16 protein-coding genes and 1 pseudogene are annotated in these 21,448 nt (G+C 49.2%); 8 read left to right on the forward strand and 9 right to left on the reverse strand.

Features of this window, described 5'->3' with window-relative positions; genetic code table 11:
* Window positions 1-246: 246 nt before the first annotated feature.
* Complete coding sequence (locus V5735_RS19615) at window positions 247-927, forward strand: IS6 family transposase (RefSeq protein ID WP_423744855.1); 681 nt, start codon at window positions 247-249, stop codon at window positions 925-927.
* 124 nt (window positions 928-1,051) lie between these two features.
* On the opposite strand, the gene V5735_RS19620 is transcribed toward V5735_RS19615, so the two are convergent.
* The gene (locus V5735_RS19620; protein ID WP_423746469.1) at window positions 1,052-1,537 is read right to left on the reverse strand and encodes a cupredoxin domain-containing protein; all 486 of its coding nucleotides are present in this window, start codon (window positions 1,535-1,537) and stop codon (window positions 1,052-1,054) included.
* 159 nt (window positions 1,538-1,696) lie between these two features.
* Between V5735_RS19620 and V5735_RS19625 the strand changes: the two genes are divergently transcribed.
* Window positions 1,697-1,885, forward strand: a complete 189-nt coding sequence (locus V5735_RS19625) for a hypothetical protein (protein WP_423746470.1) — start codon at window positions 1,697-1,699, stop codon at window positions 1,883-1,885.
* A gap of 846 nt (window positions 1,886-2,731) precedes the next feature.
* On the opposite strand, the gene V5735_RS19630 is transcribed toward V5735_RS19625, so the two are convergent.
* On the reverse strand, window positions 2,732-2,899 hold the full coding sequence (locus tag V5735_RS19630; RefSeq protein ID WP_423746471.1) for a hypothetical protein: 168 nt from the start codon (window positions 2,897-2,899) through the stop codon (window positions 2,732-2,734).
* 130 nt (window positions 2,900-3,029) lie between these two features.
* Window positions 3,030-3,302 carry a hypothetical protein gene (locus V5735_RS19635; protein ID WP_423746472.1) on the reverse strand — a complete coding sequence of 91 codons (273 nt, stop codon included), beginning with the start codon at window positions 3,300-3,302 and terminating at the stop codon, window positions 3,030-3,032.
* 223 nt (window positions 3,303-3,525) lie between these two features.
* Here V5735_RS19635 and V5735_RS19640 point away from each other — a divergent pair, with 223 nt between their 5' ends.
* Complete coding sequence (locus tag V5735_RS19640) at window positions 3,526-3,969, forward strand: TRAM domain-containing protein (RefSeq protein ID WP_423746473.1); 444 nt, start codon at window positions 3,526-3,528, stop codon at window positions 3,967-3,969.
* A gap of 737 nt (window positions 3,970-4,706) precedes the next feature.
* On the opposite strand, the gene V5735_RS19645 is transcribed toward V5735_RS19640, so the two are convergent.
* The 3 genes from V5735_RS19645 to V5735_RS19655 all read right to left on the reverse strand — a co-directional run bounded on the left by V5735_RS19645 (window position 4,707) and on the right by V5735_RS19655 (window position 10,922).
* Window positions 4,707-4,898 (reverse strand): DUF7575 domain-containing protein, encoded by a 192-nt coding sequence (locus tag V5735_RS19645; RefSeq protein WP_423746725.1) that lies wholly within the window; start codon window positions 4,896-4,898, stop codon window positions 4,707-4,709.
* Window positions 4,899-5,113: 215 nt separating this feature from the next.
* Window positions 5,114-7,438, reverse strand: coding sequence for an aminotransferase class III-fold pyridoxal phosphate-dependent enzyme (locus tag V5735_RS19650; RefSeq protein WP_423746474.1), 2,325 nt, complete (start codon window positions 7,436-7,438; stop codon window positions 5,114-5,116).
* Between the two features lie 319 nt (window positions 7,439-7,757).
* On the reverse strand, window positions 7,758-10,922 hold the full coding sequence (locus V5735_RS19655) for a glycoside hydrolase family 2 TIM barrel-domain containing protein (RefSeq protein ID WP_423746475.1): 3,165 nt from the start codon (window positions 10,920-10,922) through the stop codon (window positions 7,758-7,760).
* A gap of 807 nt (window positions 10,923-11,729) precedes the next feature.
* Between V5735_RS19655 and V5735_RS19660 the strand changes: the two genes are divergently transcribed.
* From V5735_RS19660 to V5735_RS19675, 4 genes are all read left to right on the forward strand, one after another.
* Window positions 11,730-13,943, forward strand: a complete 2,214-nt coding sequence (locus V5735_RS19660; RefSeq protein WP_423746476.1) for an MGH1-like glycoside hydrolase domain-containing protein — start codon at window positions 11,730-11,732, stop codon at window positions 13,941-13,943.
* A 163-nt stretch (window positions 13,944-14,106) separates the two neighbouring features.
* Window positions 14,107-14,862, forward strand: coding sequence for a DUF7260 family protein (locus V5735_RS19665; RefSeq protein ID WP_423746477.1), 756 nt, complete (start codon window positions 14,107-14,109; stop codon window positions 14,860-14,862).
* A 267-nt stretch (window positions 14,863-15,129) separates the two neighbouring features.
* Window positions 15,130-16,689, forward strand: a complete 1,560-nt coding sequence (locus V5735_RS19670) for a S8 family serine peptidase (protein ID WP_423746478.1) — start codon at window positions 15,130-15,132, stop codon at window positions 16,687-16,689.
* Between the two features lie 644 nt (window positions 16,690-17,333).
* Window positions 17,334-17,423 carry a hypothetical protein gene (locus V5735_RS19675; RefSeq protein ID WP_423746479.1) on the forward strand — a complete coding sequence of 30 codons (90 nt, stop codon included), beginning with the start codon at window positions 17,334-17,336 and terminating at the stop codon, window positions 17,421-17,423.
* Window positions 17,424-18,002: 579 nt separating this feature from the next.
* Here the strand turns inward: V5735_RS19675 and V5735_RS19680 are convergent.
* The gene (locus V5735_RS19680) at window positions 18,003-18,692 is read right to left on the reverse strand and encodes a hypothetical protein (RefSeq protein WP_423746480.1); all 690 of its coding nucleotides are present in this window, start codon (window positions 18,690-18,692) and stop codon (window positions 18,003-18,005) included.
* Window positions 18,693-18,706: 14 nt separating this feature from the next.
* Window positions 18,707-19,369 carry a hypothetical protein gene (locus tag V5735_RS19685; protein WP_423746481.1) on the reverse strand — a complete coding sequence of 221 codons (663 nt, stop codon included), beginning with the start codon at window positions 19,367-19,369 and terminating at the stop codon, window positions 18,707-18,709.
* A 1,034-nt stretch (window positions 19,370-20,403) separates the two neighbouring features.
* Here V5735_RS19685 and V5735_RS19690 point away from each other — a divergent pair.
* A pseudogene (locus V5735_RS19690) lies at window positions 20,404-20,724 on the forward strand (DUF7344 domain-containing protein); the annotation flags it as partial.
* A 75-nt stretch (window positions 20,725-20,799) separates the two neighbouring features.
* Here V5735_RS19690 and V5735_RS19695 read toward each other — a convergent pair.
* Window positions 20,800-21,117: a HalOD1 output domain-containing protein gene (locus tag V5735_RS19695; RefSeq protein WP_423746482.1), complete on the reverse strand. Its 318-nt coding sequence runs from the start codon at window positions 21,115-21,117 to the stop codon at window positions 20,800-20,802.
* Window positions 21,118-21,448 lie beyond the last annotated feature (331 nt).

A 21,448-nucleotide genomic window follows, 5' to 3' on the forward strand; every position in this document is an offset into this window, starting at 1 on the left:
TATCCCCTTCTGACAGCAGTTGGTGGGGTTGATCTGGGGCTACCGGAAAGGTTTCGGTACGCGTGCTGAATGTCGAGTGTAGCTTCCCGGCCTCATAGCGGTGAAGCCGCCGACCGCTACATTCGCGTAGTTAACACGAGTTCGAACTTCCAGTTGTCGTAGATACGGGATTTGAAGGCAAGTCGATATAGAGAATGGATGGGCACTGTCTAGATAAGGACGAGCAGGTCGAAGAGTTAGTGATTGATGCTCCTCTCAAACCTGCTCAGAGAGAGTTTAGACACGGCTACGCTTGAATGTTGGGAGCGTGAGCGGACGGCAACGCCCGTCAGGGCGTTTGCCGTCCGGCTCCACGCGACCGGTTGCTCGCTTAGAGAAACACAAGCGATTCTTGCGCTCCTCGGCGTAAAACGGTCGCATCAAGCGATTTTTCAATGGGTTCATCGGATATCTGACAGCGTCTCCTACCCGCCGTCGGCATCGCCGACGCGGGTCGCGGTGGACGAAACCGCTGTCAAAATCAATGGTAAGTGGTCTTGGGTGTACGCTGCAATAGACACCGAGACAAAGCTGCTGCTCGGTATCGACGTGTTTGATCGGCATGGCACTGATCAAGCAGCTGTGTTTCTGTCTGGATTGGCCGAGAAACACGATTTCTCGGACGCCGTGTTTCTCGTTGATGGCTACGGCTATCGGACTGCCCTCTTTCGGATTGGGTTGAGCGGTCGGCTCGACTACACCGAGCGAAACCTGATCGAAAAGTGGTTTCACACGCTCAAACAGCGGATCGACCGCTTCCATACGTCATGGGTGGGCAGTCGGCCAAGCGTTCAGCGGTGGCTTGAACAATTTATGCACTACTATAACCATCAGCGACCGCATCAATCGCTTGAAAATCGAACACCTGTCGAGGAGGAGCTTAACTAGACAGTGCCAGACGAAGTGATCTGCCTCAATTCTGTCGTGTTGTCTCGTACGAATTCGATCATATGAGACAACTCATGGGCGAATAGAAAAAGGATTGCGGTGGACTTGATGGAAGCAACTATTGCTACTGTTTTTGCTGAAGTTTGATATTGCCTCGCATTGATTGTGGATGGTACTCGCAGTAGTATTGAACCATCTTTTTCGAAGCGGTGAAGGTTGTACTCACGGTCTTGCCTTTTTCTTCAGCGTCTTCGCTTTTAATCACCGGGTTGTCCTTCTTATTGACGATGTAGAGTTCGTGTTCTTTGCCGTCGAGATTCCCCCACGTGAGGGTGTACTTCTGTCCAGGTTGAAGCGTGAGTGTCGGGTTTTTCTTGCCTTTGATGGATTTGGGCGCGCGACCTTGCCACCCGCTTTGCTTTGCACCGAGGCGGATCTCTTTGCCTTTTTGCTTGTTTCCACTGTCGCTTTTCTCCTTTGACCCGCTCTTTTGTTTGCTCTCGCCACTGCCTGGTAAGCTGCCAGTACAGCCAGCGAGAGTCGTTGCTGTGAGTGCACTACCAGTGAGTTTGAGGGTGGTGCGTCGGCCGGTATAGGGGTGGTCTTTCATGGGCGAGACGGAAGCTACCAGCGGTGGCGTTAGATAGATTTTGGCCACAATGTGAAATTATGAAATGAAATTAACGAGTTAGCTTTGCTGGAGTATGTGGACAGCGGTGGTCGGCGTGATATAAATAGAAGAAGTGAGTAGGTTAGCAGCAGTCGGTGAGTGCGTCTTTCCGAGTGGCTACCCACCGGTACCGATTCCTCAGAGACGGTTGATGCAGAAGTCCGCCGACTATACGAACGATATCAGTCGGCAGAGAGCGATGAGGAGCGGCAGAAAATTGCCCTTGAGATGGGGAAACTCGATGGACGCCGTCACGCCGACATCTACGCGGCTCTTGAGGACGAGTAATTACAATTCTACAAGATTATTGTACGTCTACCAATTTGAGGAGCGCACTGCTAAGAGATGAAAACCATTTGCATTAGTATTTACTACTAACGGTCGGTCAATCGAGAACTGACAGCTCTCTATCGATGTGCGTTCAAGTACGACGGCTATCGGGTGATAGAGGAGATGGCCGAACGTGTACCCGGCGTGACCGACAAGGAATCTCGAACGCTGTCGACCGACGATGCAATGGGAGTCGGTGGCCATCACATCGAGATCACAGTCATTCACCCCGACGTAGCCAGGTGGATGCGAGCCCACGAAGCCAACACGGGAGGAAACGGAGGGCGCTGATTATAGTGTTGTACTTACAGAGATTCGTCGAACCCCCACTTCGGCAACCCCACCACACGAGATTCACACCGCATTGCCGATGACTCATGGTGGTACTAGTGTGTTGGTTACGGTGGAGTGCGTCATTTTCTGCGAAACGGAAGAGGTTGCGTTCGTGACCCCTCTATTACAACGATATAATTGATGACTCTCACTAATGACGGTTGAGTACAGCTTGATTTAGAATGTGACGACGTGTTTCGAGCTGACGAGCCAGTAGTTGAACGTCACTCACCAGTGACCTATTAGGAATGGCATGCCTGATAGAGAAGATGTAGCTAGCAAGCTCTCCTCGTTTGATTCCGTAATCTGAAACAGCCGCTAACTTGGCGTGGCGACCCAATCAACCCCAATGCAAAATACGGGATAATTTACAGAGAAATAACAATCGAATTCGCTTCATTCCTAAACGACGTTGATTGGCAGGTATCCTGCCTCTGTGTGTCAGTAGTGAGAGGAAAGGGGGTCCATCGGTCACCTTTCACCAGACTGTTGCACTTCATAGGTTAGAACCACAAAAATCTCCCCCTGGTTTTCCACGTTAGCTAGTTTCAGGGGCGGGTTGGTGATCCTGCGCGGCAAGAGTGGTGCACCGGAAGCAAGCGTCACGGGAGCAACGCTGAGAATAATCTCGTCGAGCAAACCGTAATCGTGAAACTGTCCGACGAGGTCACCGCCACCGACAAGTCAGACGTTATTGCCTTCTGCAGCCTTCACCATATCCGCGTGGACTGGCGCAACATTCCCCTGCACGAAGTGAATGTCTGCATCTTCAACCACGGGTAATTTCCGAGTGCGAACACCCACGCCGGAATCTCGTACGACCACTTTTCGGGGTCTCCAGGAGGTTCTCGTGTTCGAGTATCCATTCGTAAGTCGTCGAGCCCATGACCAAGGCACCGACCTTGTCTATGAACTGCGGGTAATCGTCCTGCACACCTTCGATCTCCCCGATCTCTCCGAACTGGAAGAGCCAGTCGAGCGAGTTATTCTCATCAGTAAGATACCCGTCGATGCTTGTCGCTGTGTAGTACTGAGTCTTCATCTTTTCAATCGATGTTTAGGAAGCGTTCTGGCGACATAAGGTTGCACACCATCACCTCGCCACCGCCTACTTCGACTAACGAGTGCTCCAGTAGTGGTCGCCCGCGGTCGTTAGCGATAGCTCTCCCACTCAGCTTGCTGAGTCACATCTCACGCCCGCATTGTCGTCTCTTGTGGCGGATACAAACACAGATTCTTGTATTTGCAGAACAATTCTTGGATAGATGGAAATCCCTGACAAACCACAGTGTCTTTTTAGCAGCGAAATTGAAGTAGAGGATGAGTCATACACGCTTACCGTGCCGGCCCGTGAGATTATAGATAGCGACATCCAACCAGATGCCGCATACCGCGTGGGAATTCTGAAACACCCGTCACCAGCGGATAGCACAGAACCTGAGATAGCACCATCGCCATCGACACACCAGGAGCAGAATCACGATCGACAGTCGAGCCATTCGGTAGCCCCAGTCGAAGAAGGTGACCACCGAACGGTCGATATTGAAGGCATCGGCGAGAAGGGCGATGGGATCGCCCGCACTGACAATGGTTACGTACTTATCGTGCCCGACACAAAGAAACACGACCGCGTCCCCGTCGAGATCATCAATGTTACGCCTAACGTCGCCTTCGCCGAGGTCGTCGAACATAAAGCCTACTACGAGTAATTCACCCGATTTTGTTCTCCAACGTTTCCATAATTGTTTGACCACACGATTTTCGTGCCACGCCGTTTCGGACGACCCGTGATCGTCCGTCACTGCAACAGATCTCCCACGGGCGTCCAGAGCACACACCAATTTAAAATCTTCGATAGCTGTAACCGATTTAATTTTGTTTGGTTGCTAGTTCTGGGGGTGTTTCTTCCGTGTTGTTGATAGGTTGTCGTCACTATACGCCGATTTCGTGCCCACCCCGAGACGGGTGTGAGAGAAACGTGAACGACGAGAACACGAGTGATTGTGATATCACTCATCTTTGGAGTGTGTTCCGACGGGGGGTGGTACCACGATCAGTCGATCGTGCTGAGTTGGACAGCAGGATTAGTGAAAAAGAATAGCGTGGAGAGTTATCAGTCCCAGCTTTCTTTTTCGAGAGCGCAGGGCAACTCGGTGTCCTACGATATGATATCAACCAGTGTACTGGTCAAAGCCGAGTGGCCGAGCACTCAGATACTATAGAGAACCAGAGATGGAAAACAATTTCGGCTGTACGGCTGAAAATATAGTTGGTCAGAATATCTCGACTACTGACTCGGTTTCAAGGAAAGAAGTGTTACACTGACTAAGGTTCGATCAGAGGATTCGCCATGTTCTAGCAGGACCGTATAGCTGGGAACTAACGAAGAAAACGAGAGATTCACCAAGAGGAATACTATATGGCTCATTTCTGTAGCGGTGGCAAGTCACCGGCGATTTTCCCTTCCGTCCGTATCATTCATCTGTTCGAGCTCGGTGGTGCACCAGTGACAAAATTCGAGCGAAGGATCGATATACCATCGTTCATCGGAGTGAACGACGAATTGGGGGAGCAGAATTTTCGTCCCACCCGGAATGGTATACTCACCAAGCTCTGTGTCCGCGATGGTCTCTCTGATTAAAACGCCTCACTTGGTCGAGTTCAGCTCTCCGAAAAAACGTTGTTGCCTGATCGAACGAATCGGTATGTAGTGAACTAAATTAGAGAGTGCAAACCACGTGACGACAATAAATAGCACCTGTGAATACTAGTCATCCAATTGAATCTACCGAATATCCTTGGCGGGGTCGTAGACGCCCGAAGTATTGCTCTGTCTTCCTGTGCTTCGTCGAACTAGATAGTTCCTTCCATAGTACTGAGCACAGCATCAAAATTCTCTAGAAGATGATCTGCGTGATATTTATCAAATACTAGGGGTGGGCGGATTTTTAAGACATTTTCATGTTTCCCCGTCGAACCAATGAGAACCTGACGCTGACGAAGACGGTTGACTACTTCTGTTGCCTCGCTAGTAGCTGGTGTCCATGTCTTTTGATCTTGTACAAGTTCAATACCGATCATCAGCCCGCTCCGACGGATCTCACCGATAAGATCGTATTTTGCAGCTAGCTGTCCTAAGCCATCCTGTAGATATCCGCCGACATCACTAGCATGGTCCACTAAATTTTCATTCTCAATAACATCAAGTACTGCGAGGGCAGCTACTGATGACACTGGATTTCCACCAAATGTACTGAATATTCCGGGGTGTTCCCTGAGTGTCGAAGCAATATCCGACCGTGTTACCACGGCTGCGACAGGATGCCCATTGCCCATCGGCTTACCCATCGTGACTATATCGGGGACGATATCCGCTGCCTCAAAACCCCACATATTCGATCCAGTACGACCGAACCCTGCCTGTACCTCGTCAGCAATGACTAATCCGTCTGCCTCGTGCACTTGATCAACCATCTGGCTTAATTTTTCTGTGTCTGGTGGGAGAATACCAGCACTAGCGAACAAGGGGTCGAATAGGAACGCAGCGAGCCCTGTTTCTCGGTTCTCAAGTGCTGCTAGCCCATCAGAGATTGTTTCCGATGAATTGGTACTAACAGACCCGTGATAGCGGGAGTTGTCAACTGGCGGTGAGACCGTTTCAACGTGGTTTGGATGGTGTCCGTCTATCCAGTCCTCAGGTGACAACGTCGTCGTTGCGTCAGTGATCCCATGATAAGCGTGATCAGTTACAATACCACCTTCCCGCCCTGTCGAGGCGGTTGCTAGACGCCAGGCGATATCATTAGCTTCGCTCCCCGAATTGACCAGCAAGACACTGTCTAGTTCGTCAGGCATTGTGTCTAAAATTCTCTCGGAAAGTGTGACGATAGATTCGTGCAAGTAGCGGGTATTGGTAGTTAACTTACGAGTTTGACTTTCGATGGCGGCAGCAACAGTATCGTTGGCATGACCCACCACTTGGACATTATTGTATGCGTCAAGATAACGGTTACCGGACTGGTCAAAGAGCCAAACACCATCACCAGCAACGAAATGGACGGGTTCGCGATATGAAAGCCGTGCCGACCCGAGAACCTGACGGCGACGAGAAATCAGTTCGGATGTTTCGATTTGGGGGTATGGAACATTGCTTTCCAGTGCAGCGATTCGCAGGAGTCGGATCATCACCTCTGAACCGGTTTCCTCTAGTGCCATCAGTGATTCCCACAGTTCGTTTGCGTTATCGGTATTGTGTGCGTATTTCTCGCTCTTCCACGCATGCATGATCCCTCTAACGACGAGTCGTGTCAACACTAGATCGGGCAACAGGCGGATTTCCTTCTCTTCTAACGGTGTAACACTGACGTATCCCCTGACTACTGACTGGGCTGCCGAAATCGGGTCTTTGTGACGATTCATCACGTTTGCAAGCACTACAGCGAGGTCACAAACGAGCGCTGTGTAAGTGAGATCACCAAAATCTGTGATCCCGCTCACCCTATTATTATCATTGAACAATACGTTATCCGGCCCAAGATCATTATGAACTACTTGTGCACGAAGAGAATCGAATTCAGGTTCTACATGTTCTTCGAATTGATCGAGAACTTTTTCAGCAGTATCGCGTCGCTGGTCATCGCTAACGCTTTCGAGCAACGAGCGGAAATCCGAAGCGTGTCGAAGATCCCATAAAATATCATACTGTGCTTCGGAATGGAAAAAGCCGCGTAAAGCTTGTCCCATCTTCGCTACGCTCTCACCATACGCGTACAACGTATCGTCATCCAGACCCTCGAACGAAACTTTCTGACCCGACACGAACGTAAACATCTGTACGAAATAACTCTTGCCGTTCTCTTCAATCGATGTCCAAGGATCTCCATCGACTGTTGGAACGATTTCCATCACCGGTAGATCGTGATTGGTACTCTGAATGTGCTGTATCGCCTGTGTACGAAAATCGAGTACCCCACGCTCGTCCGCACGGTTGAAGATTTTGAGAACGAACCTCTTCCCCTCGTCCGTATCAACACGAAAGTTCTGGTCTCGCTCTCCCCCTAGCTCCGATGCAGTTCCGTCTTTCCCAAAGTTGCTCTCAGCGATTTTCGAAACTCTCGATGTATCGACTGCCGGTGGATCAGTAACAATTGGTTCTGAACCTCGTAGATTGTCGTTCATCTTGTATTCTCCTTTTGACGAAATCTATACTCTGAGTTGCGAAGAGTGGGTGGTTAAAGGTTTGGTGAAGTGGGAAATCCTCCTCTCGAATACAATCAGTGGATACTGCCTGCGACAGACGTATGTGAAGTATCTCATCGACGTTCGTTGATCTCTCGAACGAACCATCGGCCAGGGTGAGATCGAATTCATACGCCATATAGATGCGATAGGACGCGATAGCAACAAGAATGGAGTACTTAGTAATCAGGATAACGTCTCTACTGCGAGGAAACAATTTCTGACACATACGACCGTGCAAACGCTTCATTAAGGTAGCCTACCGGAATCGTTCAGTTAAACCAGCGTCGGAAGTGAAGGGCTGTAGACGGATCAAGAACTTTTGTTCAGTAAGGGGAACGCGATATTGTGGGAACGTGTCTGGCCCACAGCTGCCGGATCCGATACCGCACTGTTTCGCATCCACCGTCACGGTAATCTCTTCGCGCTTCGGAAGCTCACTAGGGTGTGATGCTACTTCGAGATCGGAAATTGTGTATCGATGCGCACTGAAATTCAGGTAGTTGGTGCCAGTGGTGCACAAGCCGACGCCACCTTCGTCAGTGAACGTTACCCACCGGACATCCGTTCGGTTGCCGTTTTCCTGCGGTACAACGTACGGTGTCTGTAGTTCGTCAACGTCTCGAACGAACCGTCCGACGAGGTTCGCTCGCTTGCTATCAGGATAGCTTTCGCCGGGACCGCGTCCGTACCAGGTCGCCCGAGCGAGCTCGTTGTCGAGAGTGAATACGTACCCAACTCGGGGGAGAGTTTGAAGGTCGGAGAAGTCGCCTTCCGGTGTAAGTCGTGTATCGATGTCTATCACACCGCTCCCGTCAACGGTGTAGCATTGTTCAACGGCAAATCCGTGGTCGTACATCGGTGGGGCGAGACGACCAATTACGTCAATCTGTGTGGCTCCGTCATCCGCCACCTCGTGTGCAACCTCGTCAGTTCGGAATCGGAGGTCGTCAAGCCCGTATTCGTACCACAGGCGAGCAAGTGAAATCGACCACGAATTTTCCAGCGGTACCTCACCGTCGTTTGCGTCAAGTGTCTGCTCGATGTCCCGGACGAACGTCCGGCCGAGTTCCCGGTATCCGTCGTTGTCTGTTGGTGCTCGCCAAAGGTTGAGCTTCGGGCCGGATTCGAGGAGTTGTCGACCGTGGTAAGTTAGTGAATCGATTACGCCGGTTCGCTTGTTGAACTGAACTTCGAACTCCGGTCCTGAAATTACTAACCGATTGTCAGTCGTCATGCACTTGGTCACCTGTGTATTTGAAACAGTCTCACTGGGCCGGGATTCGGAATCGACCGGAAGTTCGAACTGGGCTGTCGCGACCTCGTGGCCGGCTTCGCCCCATACTGTTGCGCTGGCAAGCGTGAATTTGAGTGTCACGTAGTATTCGTCATCGCCCGTGAATTTGGTGGGTTCGACCGGAATCGCTGTCTCCACATTCTCCCCGGCTGGCACTGTTGGCATCGAAAGCGTTCCACTTTCGAGCACGACGCCGTCCCCCATCACGGACCAGCTTGCGTTTAGATGATCTAGTGTGCGGAAGTCGTATCGATTCCGGATTCGGATTGTGGCGGTATCCGAGTCGGTGAGTTCGGCTGCAACTGGCTCGAGCACCTTCTTGTATTCGCTGAGGGCAGGTGACGGCTCACGATTCGGAAACACGACCCCGTTAATGTTGAAGTTTCCATCGTTGGGCTCGTCACCGTAGTCGCCACCATAGGAGAAGCGTTCGCCGCTCTCGTCTGGAATGTCGTGTGTGAGTCCCTGATCTATCCAATCCCAGATGAAGCCACCCTGAACGCGTTCTTGTGACCGGAACATATCCCAATATTCGGTCAAGCCACCGGGACCGTTTCCCATCGCGTGGGCGTACTCACAAAGGATTACCGGATGGTCGGGGTGTTCTTCGGTAAGTTCGACCACACGGTCGGGTGAGGGATACATCGGCCCGACGATATCCGAAACCTCCTGTTCGGTGTCGGGTTCGTAGTGAATCGGTCGGGTTGGATCGATGTCACGGACGACGGTGGCCATTGTCTCGTGGTTCGATCCAAATCCGGATTCGTTTCCGAGTGACCAGACAATGACGCTTGGATGGTTCTTGTCTCGTTCGACCATCCGAACCGCCCGGTCGATATACGCGTCTTTCCACGCTGGATCATCGCTCAGGTGTGTGATGCGATCATTGCCTTCCATTCCATGGCACTCGAGATCCGTCTCATCAACGACATAGAGCCCGTAACGATCACAGAGGTCGTAAAATCGGGGATCGTTCGGGTAATGAGCTGTTCGAACGGCGTTGATATTGTGGCGCTTCATCAACTCGACGTCTTCGCGCATCGTCGTGAACGAGACTGCACGGCCTCGGTCTGGGTGGTGGTCGTGTCGATTGACTCCGCGAAGCATCACCGTTTCTCCGTTGATCTGCAGGCTACCGTCTTCAATCTCGACGGTTCGGAAACCGACCGTTTGTGTCAATACTTCAGTGGTTTCGCCATCGTCAGCAACCGTAATAAGCAACGTATACAGATTCGGCTTCTCTGCGGTCCACTTCACCGGGGCATCAACTGTGCCTTCGAAAGAAACAGTCGTTCGCTGGCTTCCCGGGAGCGTCACCTGTTCGGTACCAACCTCGGTGACAACAGTCGAACCATCGTTGTTGAGCAACTGAACAGAGACTTCGCGGGTAGCATACTCTGGCAGATTGTTCTCGACTTCGATGTCAACTGATAGCCGTCCGTGTCGATAGTCGTCGTCGAGGTCGGTTCGCAGGTCAATGTCGTCGGTGTGGACGCGCGGCGTTGCATATAGTGAAACGTCGCGAAAAATGCCGCTCAGCCACCACATATCTTGGTCCTCGAGATAGCTTCCATCCGACCATTGCACGACTTTGACAGCAATCGTGTTCATTCCAGATGAAATTTCGTCGGTCACACTGAACTCAGAAGGCAACCGACTTCCCTTGCTAAAACCGACATGTTCCCCATTAACCCACACCGAGAAGGCGGAATCAACCCCCTCGAACCGGAGGACTTTCTCACGGTTATCCCATGATTCAGGCACCTCGACGGTTCGGCGATATAGACCAGTCGGGTTCTCTGTTGGCACCTCTGGTGGATCAACTGGAAACGGGTAAGCAGTATCCGTATACTGAGGAGTTCCGTACCCTTCAAGTTGCCAATGCCGAGGAACTTCGATATCGTCCCAGCTATCATCCTCGAACGCCGGTAGATGAAAGTCGCCAGGTACGTTGTGGGGGTTCGTTTCATACCTGAACCGCCAATTTCCGTTCAAGAGTTTAAACCACGGGGATGCATCTCGATTGCTCAACAGAGCACTTGAACGGGAGGGATGTGGCAGCGCGTAGGCGTGATCACGTCGTCGGTTCCTGCCGGTAACGCCGGGATTTTTCCAATCCTCTACCATCGTTCTGGTTCATCCTCCCGGTCTAAATCAATCTTTTCTTCACGGCAGATGGAGTGTGGACTGAGGAAAAAACATTGGGGTATTGTGCTCTAATCAAGTTCCTACCAGAAGGTAGCATAATTCCTTACCAGACGGTACCATCTCCTATTGATGATACACGAAATCTTTGAAATCGAAGCCGTAGGATGATGTTGAATGTCTTTAAATTATGAAATTCATGGCGAGAAGTTTGTGTGCGGCGGAACATCCTACCATTCCTTCAGTGTGTAATTGGTGTTGTGGATCATTGTATTTCATACCTGGACAATATTGTATCAAATAATATTAATTTGGTAATTTGTAATATATGGGGTAAAATAATGTTATCTGACAACCGGAAACCTTTGTTTAATGTGGGCTCAGTCAACACGACCATGTCTGCCATCGACTCAATGGTGATAATGTGTCCAATAGCCAGAGATCTGTGGAAATTACTGTTTTTAAGAGATTGGACTTCCCGACGTTTTTGGCGGAGCGGTTACTGCGTGTTAGTATCGGTTATATATTTAATCTTATACTCCTGGTCATTGTCTTGTCATGGATGTGGGCCAATCACAATATTATACACTTCACACGGACTACTGACTTCCATCTGAATTACCCGTTCCGTGTTTATTCGTCCATATATTGGAAAATCCCGCTGGTCGAGTGTACGAATATCTGGAGAATGTTTATTACTCACCTATCCCTCTTTCAAGTGATGGACTCCCTTGTGGATTCATTCAGGAGCGTTGTACTACTACAAAGATACACAATTATTAAATAACAATGAGGGATGACAACTCATCTTCAACCGGCCGATCGTACAATCGGAGACAAATTCTTCAAACAACCGGACTTGCTGGGCTAGGGGTCGGTCTTAGCGAGACGACCCGCTCAAACCCCTCCCCCTACCCGGCAGAAAATGATTCCAACTTTATATCTGGACTAGCTAGCAACTATCCTTCGACACTCGATCATACCGGAGTTCCGGATACCGCCTTCTCTGATGCGGACATGGATATCACTCCATTTGCAGATCGAGGCGCGTGGCATGGATATGCACTACCAAGCAAGGACGACACTGAGTACTACGGAACATTTACCGGCCCGCTGTACATTGCTCAAGAGTACGCATGGTTCCTTAGCAAGGGATTTGTCAATATTTCGGTAAGTGATAAGAAAAGCGGAACCGAAATCCCCCTAAATGAGGCCGATGCAAAAATCGCGTCTTACCCTGGTTTCCTTCGTCAGACACTCTCTGTAGATGGGTTGACGGTCACGCTTGATCTTCGGTTCGTTACCGACCGAACTGCACTTGTGACTGCTACAATCAGAAATAACAGCGAGAATCAACGAACGCTGAGTATCGAGTGGAGTGGTAAACTACTCGGGAACCAGTACGATGCACCTTCACTAACCCCTCACAAGGATGGTATCCAGGTTCACTTTGATCGCGTTCGTGAGACATGGGCTTACATGACGAGTGGTGAAGAGTTGTTCCAGGTCAACCACAGTAAACCAACCACTACCGAGGTTGATGGTGGCAGTTACACGACTACACTTAACCCGGCGATTACCATTTCGCCAGGCGATGAAGAACGACTAGTTTGGACAGAGTCCTTTACGTTCACCGACGTGAGAGCGCAGAAAGAGCAAGAGCAAGCCAGAGAAATTCTCAAACGTCCCGATGAGTATATCAAGTCGGTTAGTTCCCGTTGGAATCAATACCTCAGTGCTATCGCAAAATCGAGCACGTCGGATTACAAGAAAGTGGGAATCAAATGCCTTGAGACACTGATCGGCAACTGGCGAAGTCCGGCCGGTGCAATTCAACACGACGGCATGACACCGTCGATTTCGTATAAGTGGTTCGCTGGTGGATTCTGGGCATGGGATACCTGGAAACAAGCCGTCGGGACGACGCAATTTGCCCCGGAGTTAGCAAAGCAGCTTATCCGATCGATGTTTGACTATCAAGTGACCCATTCTTCGGATACTCGACCACAGGATGCAGGGATGATTCCCGACCTTATCGCCTACAACACTCCCGACAATGGTGGTGGCAATTGGAACGAAAGAAATTCGAAACCCCCGCTTGCGGCATGGGCAGTGTGGGAGATATACAGACATACCTCTGATTCCGATTTCCTCGAAGAGTTGTATCCGCTGCTCGTTGCGTACCACGACTGGTGGTATCGAACACGTGACCATGACGATAACGGTATCGCAGAATATGGTGCGACGGTTCATTCAACCAATGATTCGGACGAGGCTATCGTCACGGCTGCAGCGTGGGAAAGCGGAATGGACAATGCACCTCGATTCGATGACTCATCCGTCTTAAAGAACTGCTACGACGGTAACATAGTGGGATACTCTTTGAATCAGGAATCTGTCGATCTTAATTCTTATCTATACGCTGAAAAGAAGTATCTTGCAAAGATGGCGAATGAGATCGGAAAAGAAGATGATGAAAAGCGCTATCTTTGTGAAGCAGAATCTGTTGGCGAGTATATTCGAACACATATGTTCCACGAAGAGACTGGCTTCTTCTACGATATCGACACCGAACAAAGACCGCTCATCGAGGCGCGCGGTGTTGGACGAGCAATTCACGGTGTTATTCCGTTATGGACAGGTATCGCAACACAGGCACAAGCGGATTCCGTTGTCAAAACACTCACCAAGGAATCGGAGTTTAACACGTACCTGCCTCTTCCAACGGTTTCTCGGTCTGCTCCCGACTTCGATCCAGAATCGTACTGGCGGGGCAATGTATGGCTTGACCAAGCGAAGTTTGCTATCGAAGGACTGGCTCGGTATGGATACGATACGACAGCAACGAAGTTCAGCAAAAAGCTGTTCCAACATGGTGATGGTATTATGGGCAATACTCCGATTCACGAGAACTATAATCCGCTCACTGGTGAACGGTTGAATGCACCGAACTTCAGTTGGTCTGCGGCATCATTACTGACGCTGTATCAGGATTTCTTGTAGAATTTCTATCTTTTGTTCGCTGTCGTGAAATAAGAGATGCGCATGGCAAGTCGGTAGCCCCAACTCATCCGATTATTATATACTATCGATGTGGGCTTTATCTGTATGATTTGTGGTTAATAAAGTATAGTATGCTGGCTTGTTAGTCTGAAACTGTAGAGCAATGGTTGAGAGCAGAAGGCGGGTAGTCAACGGCACAGCCCTCCCCTTAGCGCGACAACTCCTTCGCAACGAGAAATCCGAGCTTCAGAGTGAGATCAAAGCTTTTGAGAACTTTTCCGATCGCCTCAGCCAGATTCCGCCACAACCATGTCGAACTGATGGTAGAACACTAACCAGTACTTTCCAATCCCAGCCTTCAACTGCACAGTCGCCACAAGAAGCTGTTCGAACTACCTATCGCGACATGGTGTTATCTGTTGACCACTGGAAAAGCACTTATGGGGCTGAGACTGCAATCGATAGTATCGCACAGGAATTCGGATCTGATATAGCAATGTACCTTAGCGGTAGCTCGAGTATCTGGTCGCCCTTAGTCTGGAATCAGCTCCGCATTGCGAGTGAGGAGGTAGTCGGAAATCGCCAACAAACCGTCCGAAAAATCATACAAGATCTATCACAACTTGATGATCTACAGAATTCGCTTCTGGAAATTGGTGACGAGTTAGCTGCAATTGAGCGAGGTCACTTCTCGTTCACTGACCGAACAGATGGCCTTCGTACACTGCAGCGAGAACTCGATCAGTTGGTAGACGACCAACAAGAGTATCTCCATCAACGTGAGTATACGAATGGAGATATCTTCTCATCGTTTATCTATTCGGATCTCGACACAGATCTTCCAGGTCTCTCGGCCCTCGCGACGACCCACAGGAAACTCGAACGAATCGAACTTCGCCACTGGTGTGGCCTGCTCTGACGTTCACTTTAATAGTTAATCCTATCCGTGATATCCTCACGCAGAACCACCGAGAAACCACACAGGGATGAAAATGGGTCGATTGGCTGTTGGTACGATGAGAATCAACATTCTTTGGTATGAAACGGTTCATCGTATTCCAACGGATATTCTATATTTCGGCACGGAAATTACCGCTACCAAATAACTACGGAAGCACAATCCAATTATGTTACTAGACTATTAAGAAAAATTTATTCTTAGTTTGGGTAATAGACGTAACGTACCATGGCAGAAAACGGTACGCAGTTCGATAGACGATCGTTTCTCAAACTAACTGGTTCGGTTGGTGCTACGGCCGCAGTTTCGGGTATTACGGCTGCAACGCCCGGACGTGAACCTGGTTCTAAAGAAAACGAACTCCTCGTCGGTGTTTCACCTGCTGGTGGATCGCCGACTGACGTCGTGCAGTCGCATCTACCTACAACGGCACAGATTGTCCATTCAAACGACGTACTCGGCTACGTTGCTGTGCAGATCCCCGACAATGATTCGGTGAAACAACGGTTTTCCGACGTGATTTCGAAAAACAAGTATGTCAAGTACGTCGAAGAAAATGTGACCTATTCGACGTCACTAACCCCTAATGACCCCAAATACAGTACGGAGCAGTACGCCCCCCAGATGGTCAACGCCGACACTGCGTGGGACACCACGACTGGTTCATCATCGGTGACCATCGCGGTGATTGATACGGGTGTCCAGTACAATCACCCTGATCTGCAGTCAAATTTCGGATCGAATCCCGGCAAGGACTTCGTCGATGATGATTCTGATCCGTATCCCGATCGCCCGAGCGACGAAAACCACGGTACTCACGTCTCTGGTATCGCAGCGGCGGAGACTAACAACGGAACCGGCGTCGCTGGAATCAGTGAATCGAAGATTATCAACGGAAGAGCTCTTGACGAGACTGGCTTCGGTTCCGTCGCGGATATTGCTGACGCTGTTCAGTGGGCAACAGACCAGGGAGCAGACGTTATAAACATGTCGCTTGGCGGGAGTAATCCGTCGGATACGATGCGAAACGCCGTGTCATACGCATACAACCGCGGAGTTTTCATTTCGGCGGCCGCTGGCAATTCGTCTAAGGGATCCGTTGACTACCCTGCCGGGTATGATGAATGCCTGGCCGTCTCCGCATTGGACTCTGATGGCTCGTTCGCCCAGTATTCGAATTATGGACCGAAGGTAGAACTCACTGCGCCAGGAACGTGGGTGTATTCGACGACGACTGCGAGCCGTGGCAACTACGAAACGCTCTCGGGAACGTCGATGGCAACACCGGTTGTCTCGGGAGTTGCAGGTCTCGCGCTTGCACAGTGGAATGCCACCAACCGCGAACTCCGAGCACACCTCAAAAACACTGCTGTCGACATCGGTCTACCATCGAGCCAGCAAGGAAGTGGTCGCGTCGATGCTCAGAATGTCGTTACTAGTCAACCGCCAAACTTTAGCCGCACCGCTGACCGGACGAAATACAGTGGACCGTTAACCGATTACCTCGATAGCGCTTGTCACAGCCACACGTGGAAGCAGTCCAATCCGTCGCAAGTGATCGTGGAACTGCTCATTTCAAAAGATTCAGCCGATTTCGATCTCTACGTTAACGAGGGACGAACAACATGCCCAACCACGAACAGCTATGATCATCGTTCGAAGTCGCTGGGTAGCATCGAATCCGTCACGATCGATGATCCCGACACGTCGACAGATCTTCACACCATGGCTGATTCGTGGCGTGGAGGTGGCAGTTACGAAATCGTCGTCACCGAATACACGGCCTGAAGATATCTATGCAAGTCACACACAGGAATTGAGTACGTGGGCAGTTGATCGGCTGGTCAGAAATTCAGCCCACGGTGGATAACAGGAGTCGAAGCAATCGACCGAACTTTTTCATCGTCGTCAACCGTCGATGGATTGTCACACGAAGACTGATATCGACCACTGCCAATCAGCTTTCCGTGAGGGTGGGCACGAACTGAATCTTGTATGATCGGTAGTTTCGCAGTTGTCGGGACTGACACGGGTGTCGGAAAGACTGACGTAACTGCAGGTCTGGTGAGAATGCTCAGAGCAGATGGTATCGAGGCGAAGGCCATTTAACCCTGTCAAACGGCTATCCGGAAGACAACGACGCGAAGTTTGTTGCTGAAGCCTGTGGGGCAAACGTTGCCTCGACCTGACTTCGACGACTGAAACCACCAGTAGCACCTCAGGTGGCCAGTGACCAAGAAGAGATCCACCTCACCGATAGGAAACATTGGAGACTGTAGACAAGCACTGGCCGGGTCGAAATTGGGTACCGTTGAAGGTATCGGCGGTCGGGTTCCACTTGCTAAAAATCGGGAAGTCATCAATCACGTAATGGATCCCGATCTACTTACCGTAGTCGTTACTAGTTGGGATTAGAGACTTTGAATCATGCGGTGTTAACTGTCGAAACACTTCGTCGTCGCGAGATTCCGATTCATGGTATCGTTCTTAATGAGTACAAGGACACGACTACTGCCGAATGAATTAATCCGGCGGTGATAGAGAACATGACTGGACTTCCGTTTTGGACGCTCCCACGGTTGGATCTGGACAACCCGAAAACAGCGGTTGAGCACCTTACACAGTCACTTTTCGATAACACGGAGTAGCCAGCGGATTTGAAAACCTCACCAATTCAGGTTGGCTGCCGAGATTGGAGGGGGGGAAAGGAGAAGTACTTGCAAGTTACTTCTCCCCGGCTAGTACTCGACAATGTGTCGCGGAACATGCGGTGTGGCAGGTCCGTTGATGGCTCCGAGGAAAGCTGGCAACCGAATTAATTTCTCGGCGTTCCAGCGACACCCAACTACTCTGAATAAAAGATACATTATCATTTTACACATAATTAATATATTGTGGGCTAAGTTCTAATAAGCACTCTATGGAATATCTGTTCTTTTAATCATATCTGAAAAAATGGTGTTGGCGAGAAATAAAATAACATTGACTAGAATGATCCAGCCCAAGACTGATAATTCGAGGGAATCGAGTATCTCGTCCGGAAATAAAAATCCGTGAAACCCAACCAACTATCTTTTAATGCGAAAGAAGGTTTTGGGAAGCTATCGTTGATCTTGTAAAACTTCTAGTTGACCACGATCTCGAACTGTTACCCTGGGTGTGAGAGTTACTGGTGTAGTTGTCTCATACCGCTGTGTCCCGTCACCAGAGTACTTGTAGGCGTTTGCGGTCGCGGTCTGTGACGGGAGTGTTATGACTTTCTCAGCACCGGTCGTGACTGAAGTTTGTTTGTTTTCAACCGAGACACCCGATACTCTATCCCTGATGTTGAGGCGTAGCTCGGGAACTCGAACTGAATCAGTCAAAGATAGAGTTTTAGTGGTTCGGAAGTCCGATGCAAGACGAAGTGACGGAAAGCTAGTTGATTTTCCTCCTACCAAAGCCCGCTCAGTAACGTGATCTTGCTCAACCACAGCCCGTGATTTTTGTCGGAAGGTATTCATGACCTCTTCTGAGGCGATAGATGGAACGAGGAGCTGTTGCTTTTCTTCGTTCACGATGTACCTTGGTGGTTCATCGTTTGCTACTTGCTGGAGAGTGACGTTCGGGTCTACGGCCTCAACGTCAAACTTGATACCGGATTCGACAAGTCGGATAGTATCTCCAGCGGGTGTTGCTGCAACTGCACCAGTTCCAAAAATACCCATGCTTACAGCCGCCGCAGAAGTAGATTTAAGGACGGTTCGTCGTTTCATGCTATCGGTACTCTTATCGTTGGTGTTGTTCGTCATTATGGATCCTTTCGTTAGGCTGCGTCCGAGGTTGCTTTGATTCCGTCTCGTTCACACGTGTTCAGCGTTTCAGTCCACGTCGATGCCGAGTAAGAAGACGAGCAGGTGCCACTTTGTTGGGAACTCGGATACCCTGCCGCCATCGGTGTCGAGGCATAGTTGGAGTACACAGACCCGAGGTCGTGCTCATTGTTGCTTGGAATCATGCTCTGGACGGTTGGGTTCGCTTCATTGATATACGTGTGGAACACCTCCTGCACAGAGAGGCTTTTGTAGTAATCAGCACTTCCCCAACCGAGAATCGCGTCTTGAGACCAATTCCATGCACCACCATCATTAGGGCTTTCAGCACGGCCACCGATATTTTGAGAACCAACACAAAGGTGGCAACCCCGAGTGTTCTCTTTGTTGTTTGGTCCGCTATAATTAAGCCACTGGTTATACATCGTGAGGTTATCGCTGTCGTTCAGACGAGGATGTTCGTAACTGATCCAAACCTCGTATTTGTAGCAGGTGTTATCATCTAGGAGTTGTTCTCCAACGTCCGTATGTGCGCTATTGAGGTCATTAGCACAAATACTGTCTTCGGACGCTGTGTTCGGGTATAGGACGACGATGTACTCTTCGGTGCTGCTGTTACCGGATCGCTCATTGCTTTGCAATAGCTGATATGCCATGCAATAGCATTATATATTCCATAGGTATTAAATTTATTTTCTAAATATTGTTATTATAGTTCTATAGGAGAAATCAACATATTATTTCGAGTTCTATGACTACATAACAAATAAATTGGTGAGTTTTAGATTCTTGTTCCTAACAAAGGAACATTTTCATACTGGAAGTAGAATATAAAACAGTCGATTTCGCCTATAAGCCACAAAAGTCAAACCATGTCACCCAACATTACACAACTATAAGTGTAATGCTCCGATTTATAATGCTCTATCTATATTATTTATAATATTTGCGAGTGTTCCGTCCTACAGAACGGGTGGATGTATATTCTCGTCGCCAAATCAATCTCTGAAAATTATGGATCGGGTATCACAACACTTGCTCACTCATGAAATAGGTATAGTTGATTGGATATTTCGGTGCGTACAAACTTGACAGTATCAAACGCAATCAAAATCTAGTTACTATAGAGACTATTCATGAGAAATTAAGGTATTGCAAGTATGGTAAAGTATACTACTTCTGTTCCCCTATAAGGAACAAAGTTTATGGAGATTTTTACACCATCTGCAACTCAGGAGAAACAAGCGAATTTACAGATTCGAGCTGTAGAAAGGGCTAAAACGATCATGAAATCACCGTCCGAAAAGTTCGACCCTACTGAGTAAACCTAGTCATCAGAATGGAACCAGAGGATGACCGACGGTGAGCTTGGGATCTTATACAATAATGTGTAAGCTTTGATGCTATACAATTTTTGCAGCCCAATGTTTTAGAGCAAATATTGTCTATTGAGTCTCCAGAAATTTTATGAATCTGTGTCCCGGTACAAGTTTGACAGTGGATATAGAACCAAAGTATTTCGGCTTCGGACGAAAGTAGAGCCTAATGAACTATTAATCACTGAGGGATCCCCCATGCCAGGGACTCCATCACGATGACCAACCCATCTAACAACAGCCACGAGTCAAAATCCAGTCTCTCACCAGAGACCACTTTCGAACTGCTAGCTAATGAATAACGACGTGCTGTCCTACAGTGGTTCACAGACGAAAATATAGATGTAGTTAAATTTACCAATCTAGCCAATCACGTTCATAAGGAAATAGATACGGTCGACACGCCGCATCAGGCACAAATTACCCTCACCCACTACCACCTTCCGAAACTTGCAAACCATGATGTCATTGAGTTTAACCCGGACGGCGGATTAGTTCACTACCAATATTTTTCACATCTGGAGGCGATACTAATTATCACCAATCAGTATGAGTATCCCAGGTTAGTGCTCAAGAACCATCCAAAATCAACCGAAATTATATCGGGATTAAGTAAGCGAGCAATTGACATCTAACAGTTTGGCGGGTACCAAACCGATGCATCGCTCCCCCACAAAGAGATGGGGCTCACAACCCGTTTCTCCCATGTGTTACCGTTCTTTTTGCGTATTAGCTCGATTTACAGTCACCTCTCCCGCACTGTCGACAATAATCTCACAACCTGCATACTCAAACTCCACTAACCCATCGGATCTCGCATCACCTTCATGAGTCGGGGCAAAGAGGTTGTCCAATGCATCAGGGTCGATAACCTCATAGAGCGGAATGAGTTCCTGATACGAACGGTTGACTTCGTCAGCTACTCTCATAATAACCTGTTTTGCAAGCGGTTTTGAGCGGTTACTCACTGGTTCATGTGATCTGGTTCGACCAGTGGTTGGCGATAGTGTACTGTTGTGCTTAATCATACTGACTCTCCGATGTTATACCGGGAATTTCGTGTGTCACATGTCCGTATGACACGTGCAACCTCCTGTTATGGATTGCACCGACTTGGGTGTCAGTATCATCCACAATAAATAGTTCGGTTGTTTATTCATCGAGATAGTTCTAGGGAGAAAAAAGACAATTCTTTAATTTTGAACCTTGCTGAGGACGGGTGTAAAAGCGACCATGGGCATAGTTACGGTAAAATATTGGTGGGAATAATCCCACAGACTCCATTCGAAGGGAAGATACCTGTCAATGCTGAATGGAGTTGGGGTGGCTTTCTTAGTTGGAGTCAGCATACTGTGACTG

Source organism: Haladaptatus sp. SPP-AMP-3 (assembly GCF_049568665.1).
Lineage (GTDB): Archaea > Halobacteriota > Halobacteria > Halobacteriales > Haladaptataceae > Haladaptatus > Haladaptatus paucihalophilus.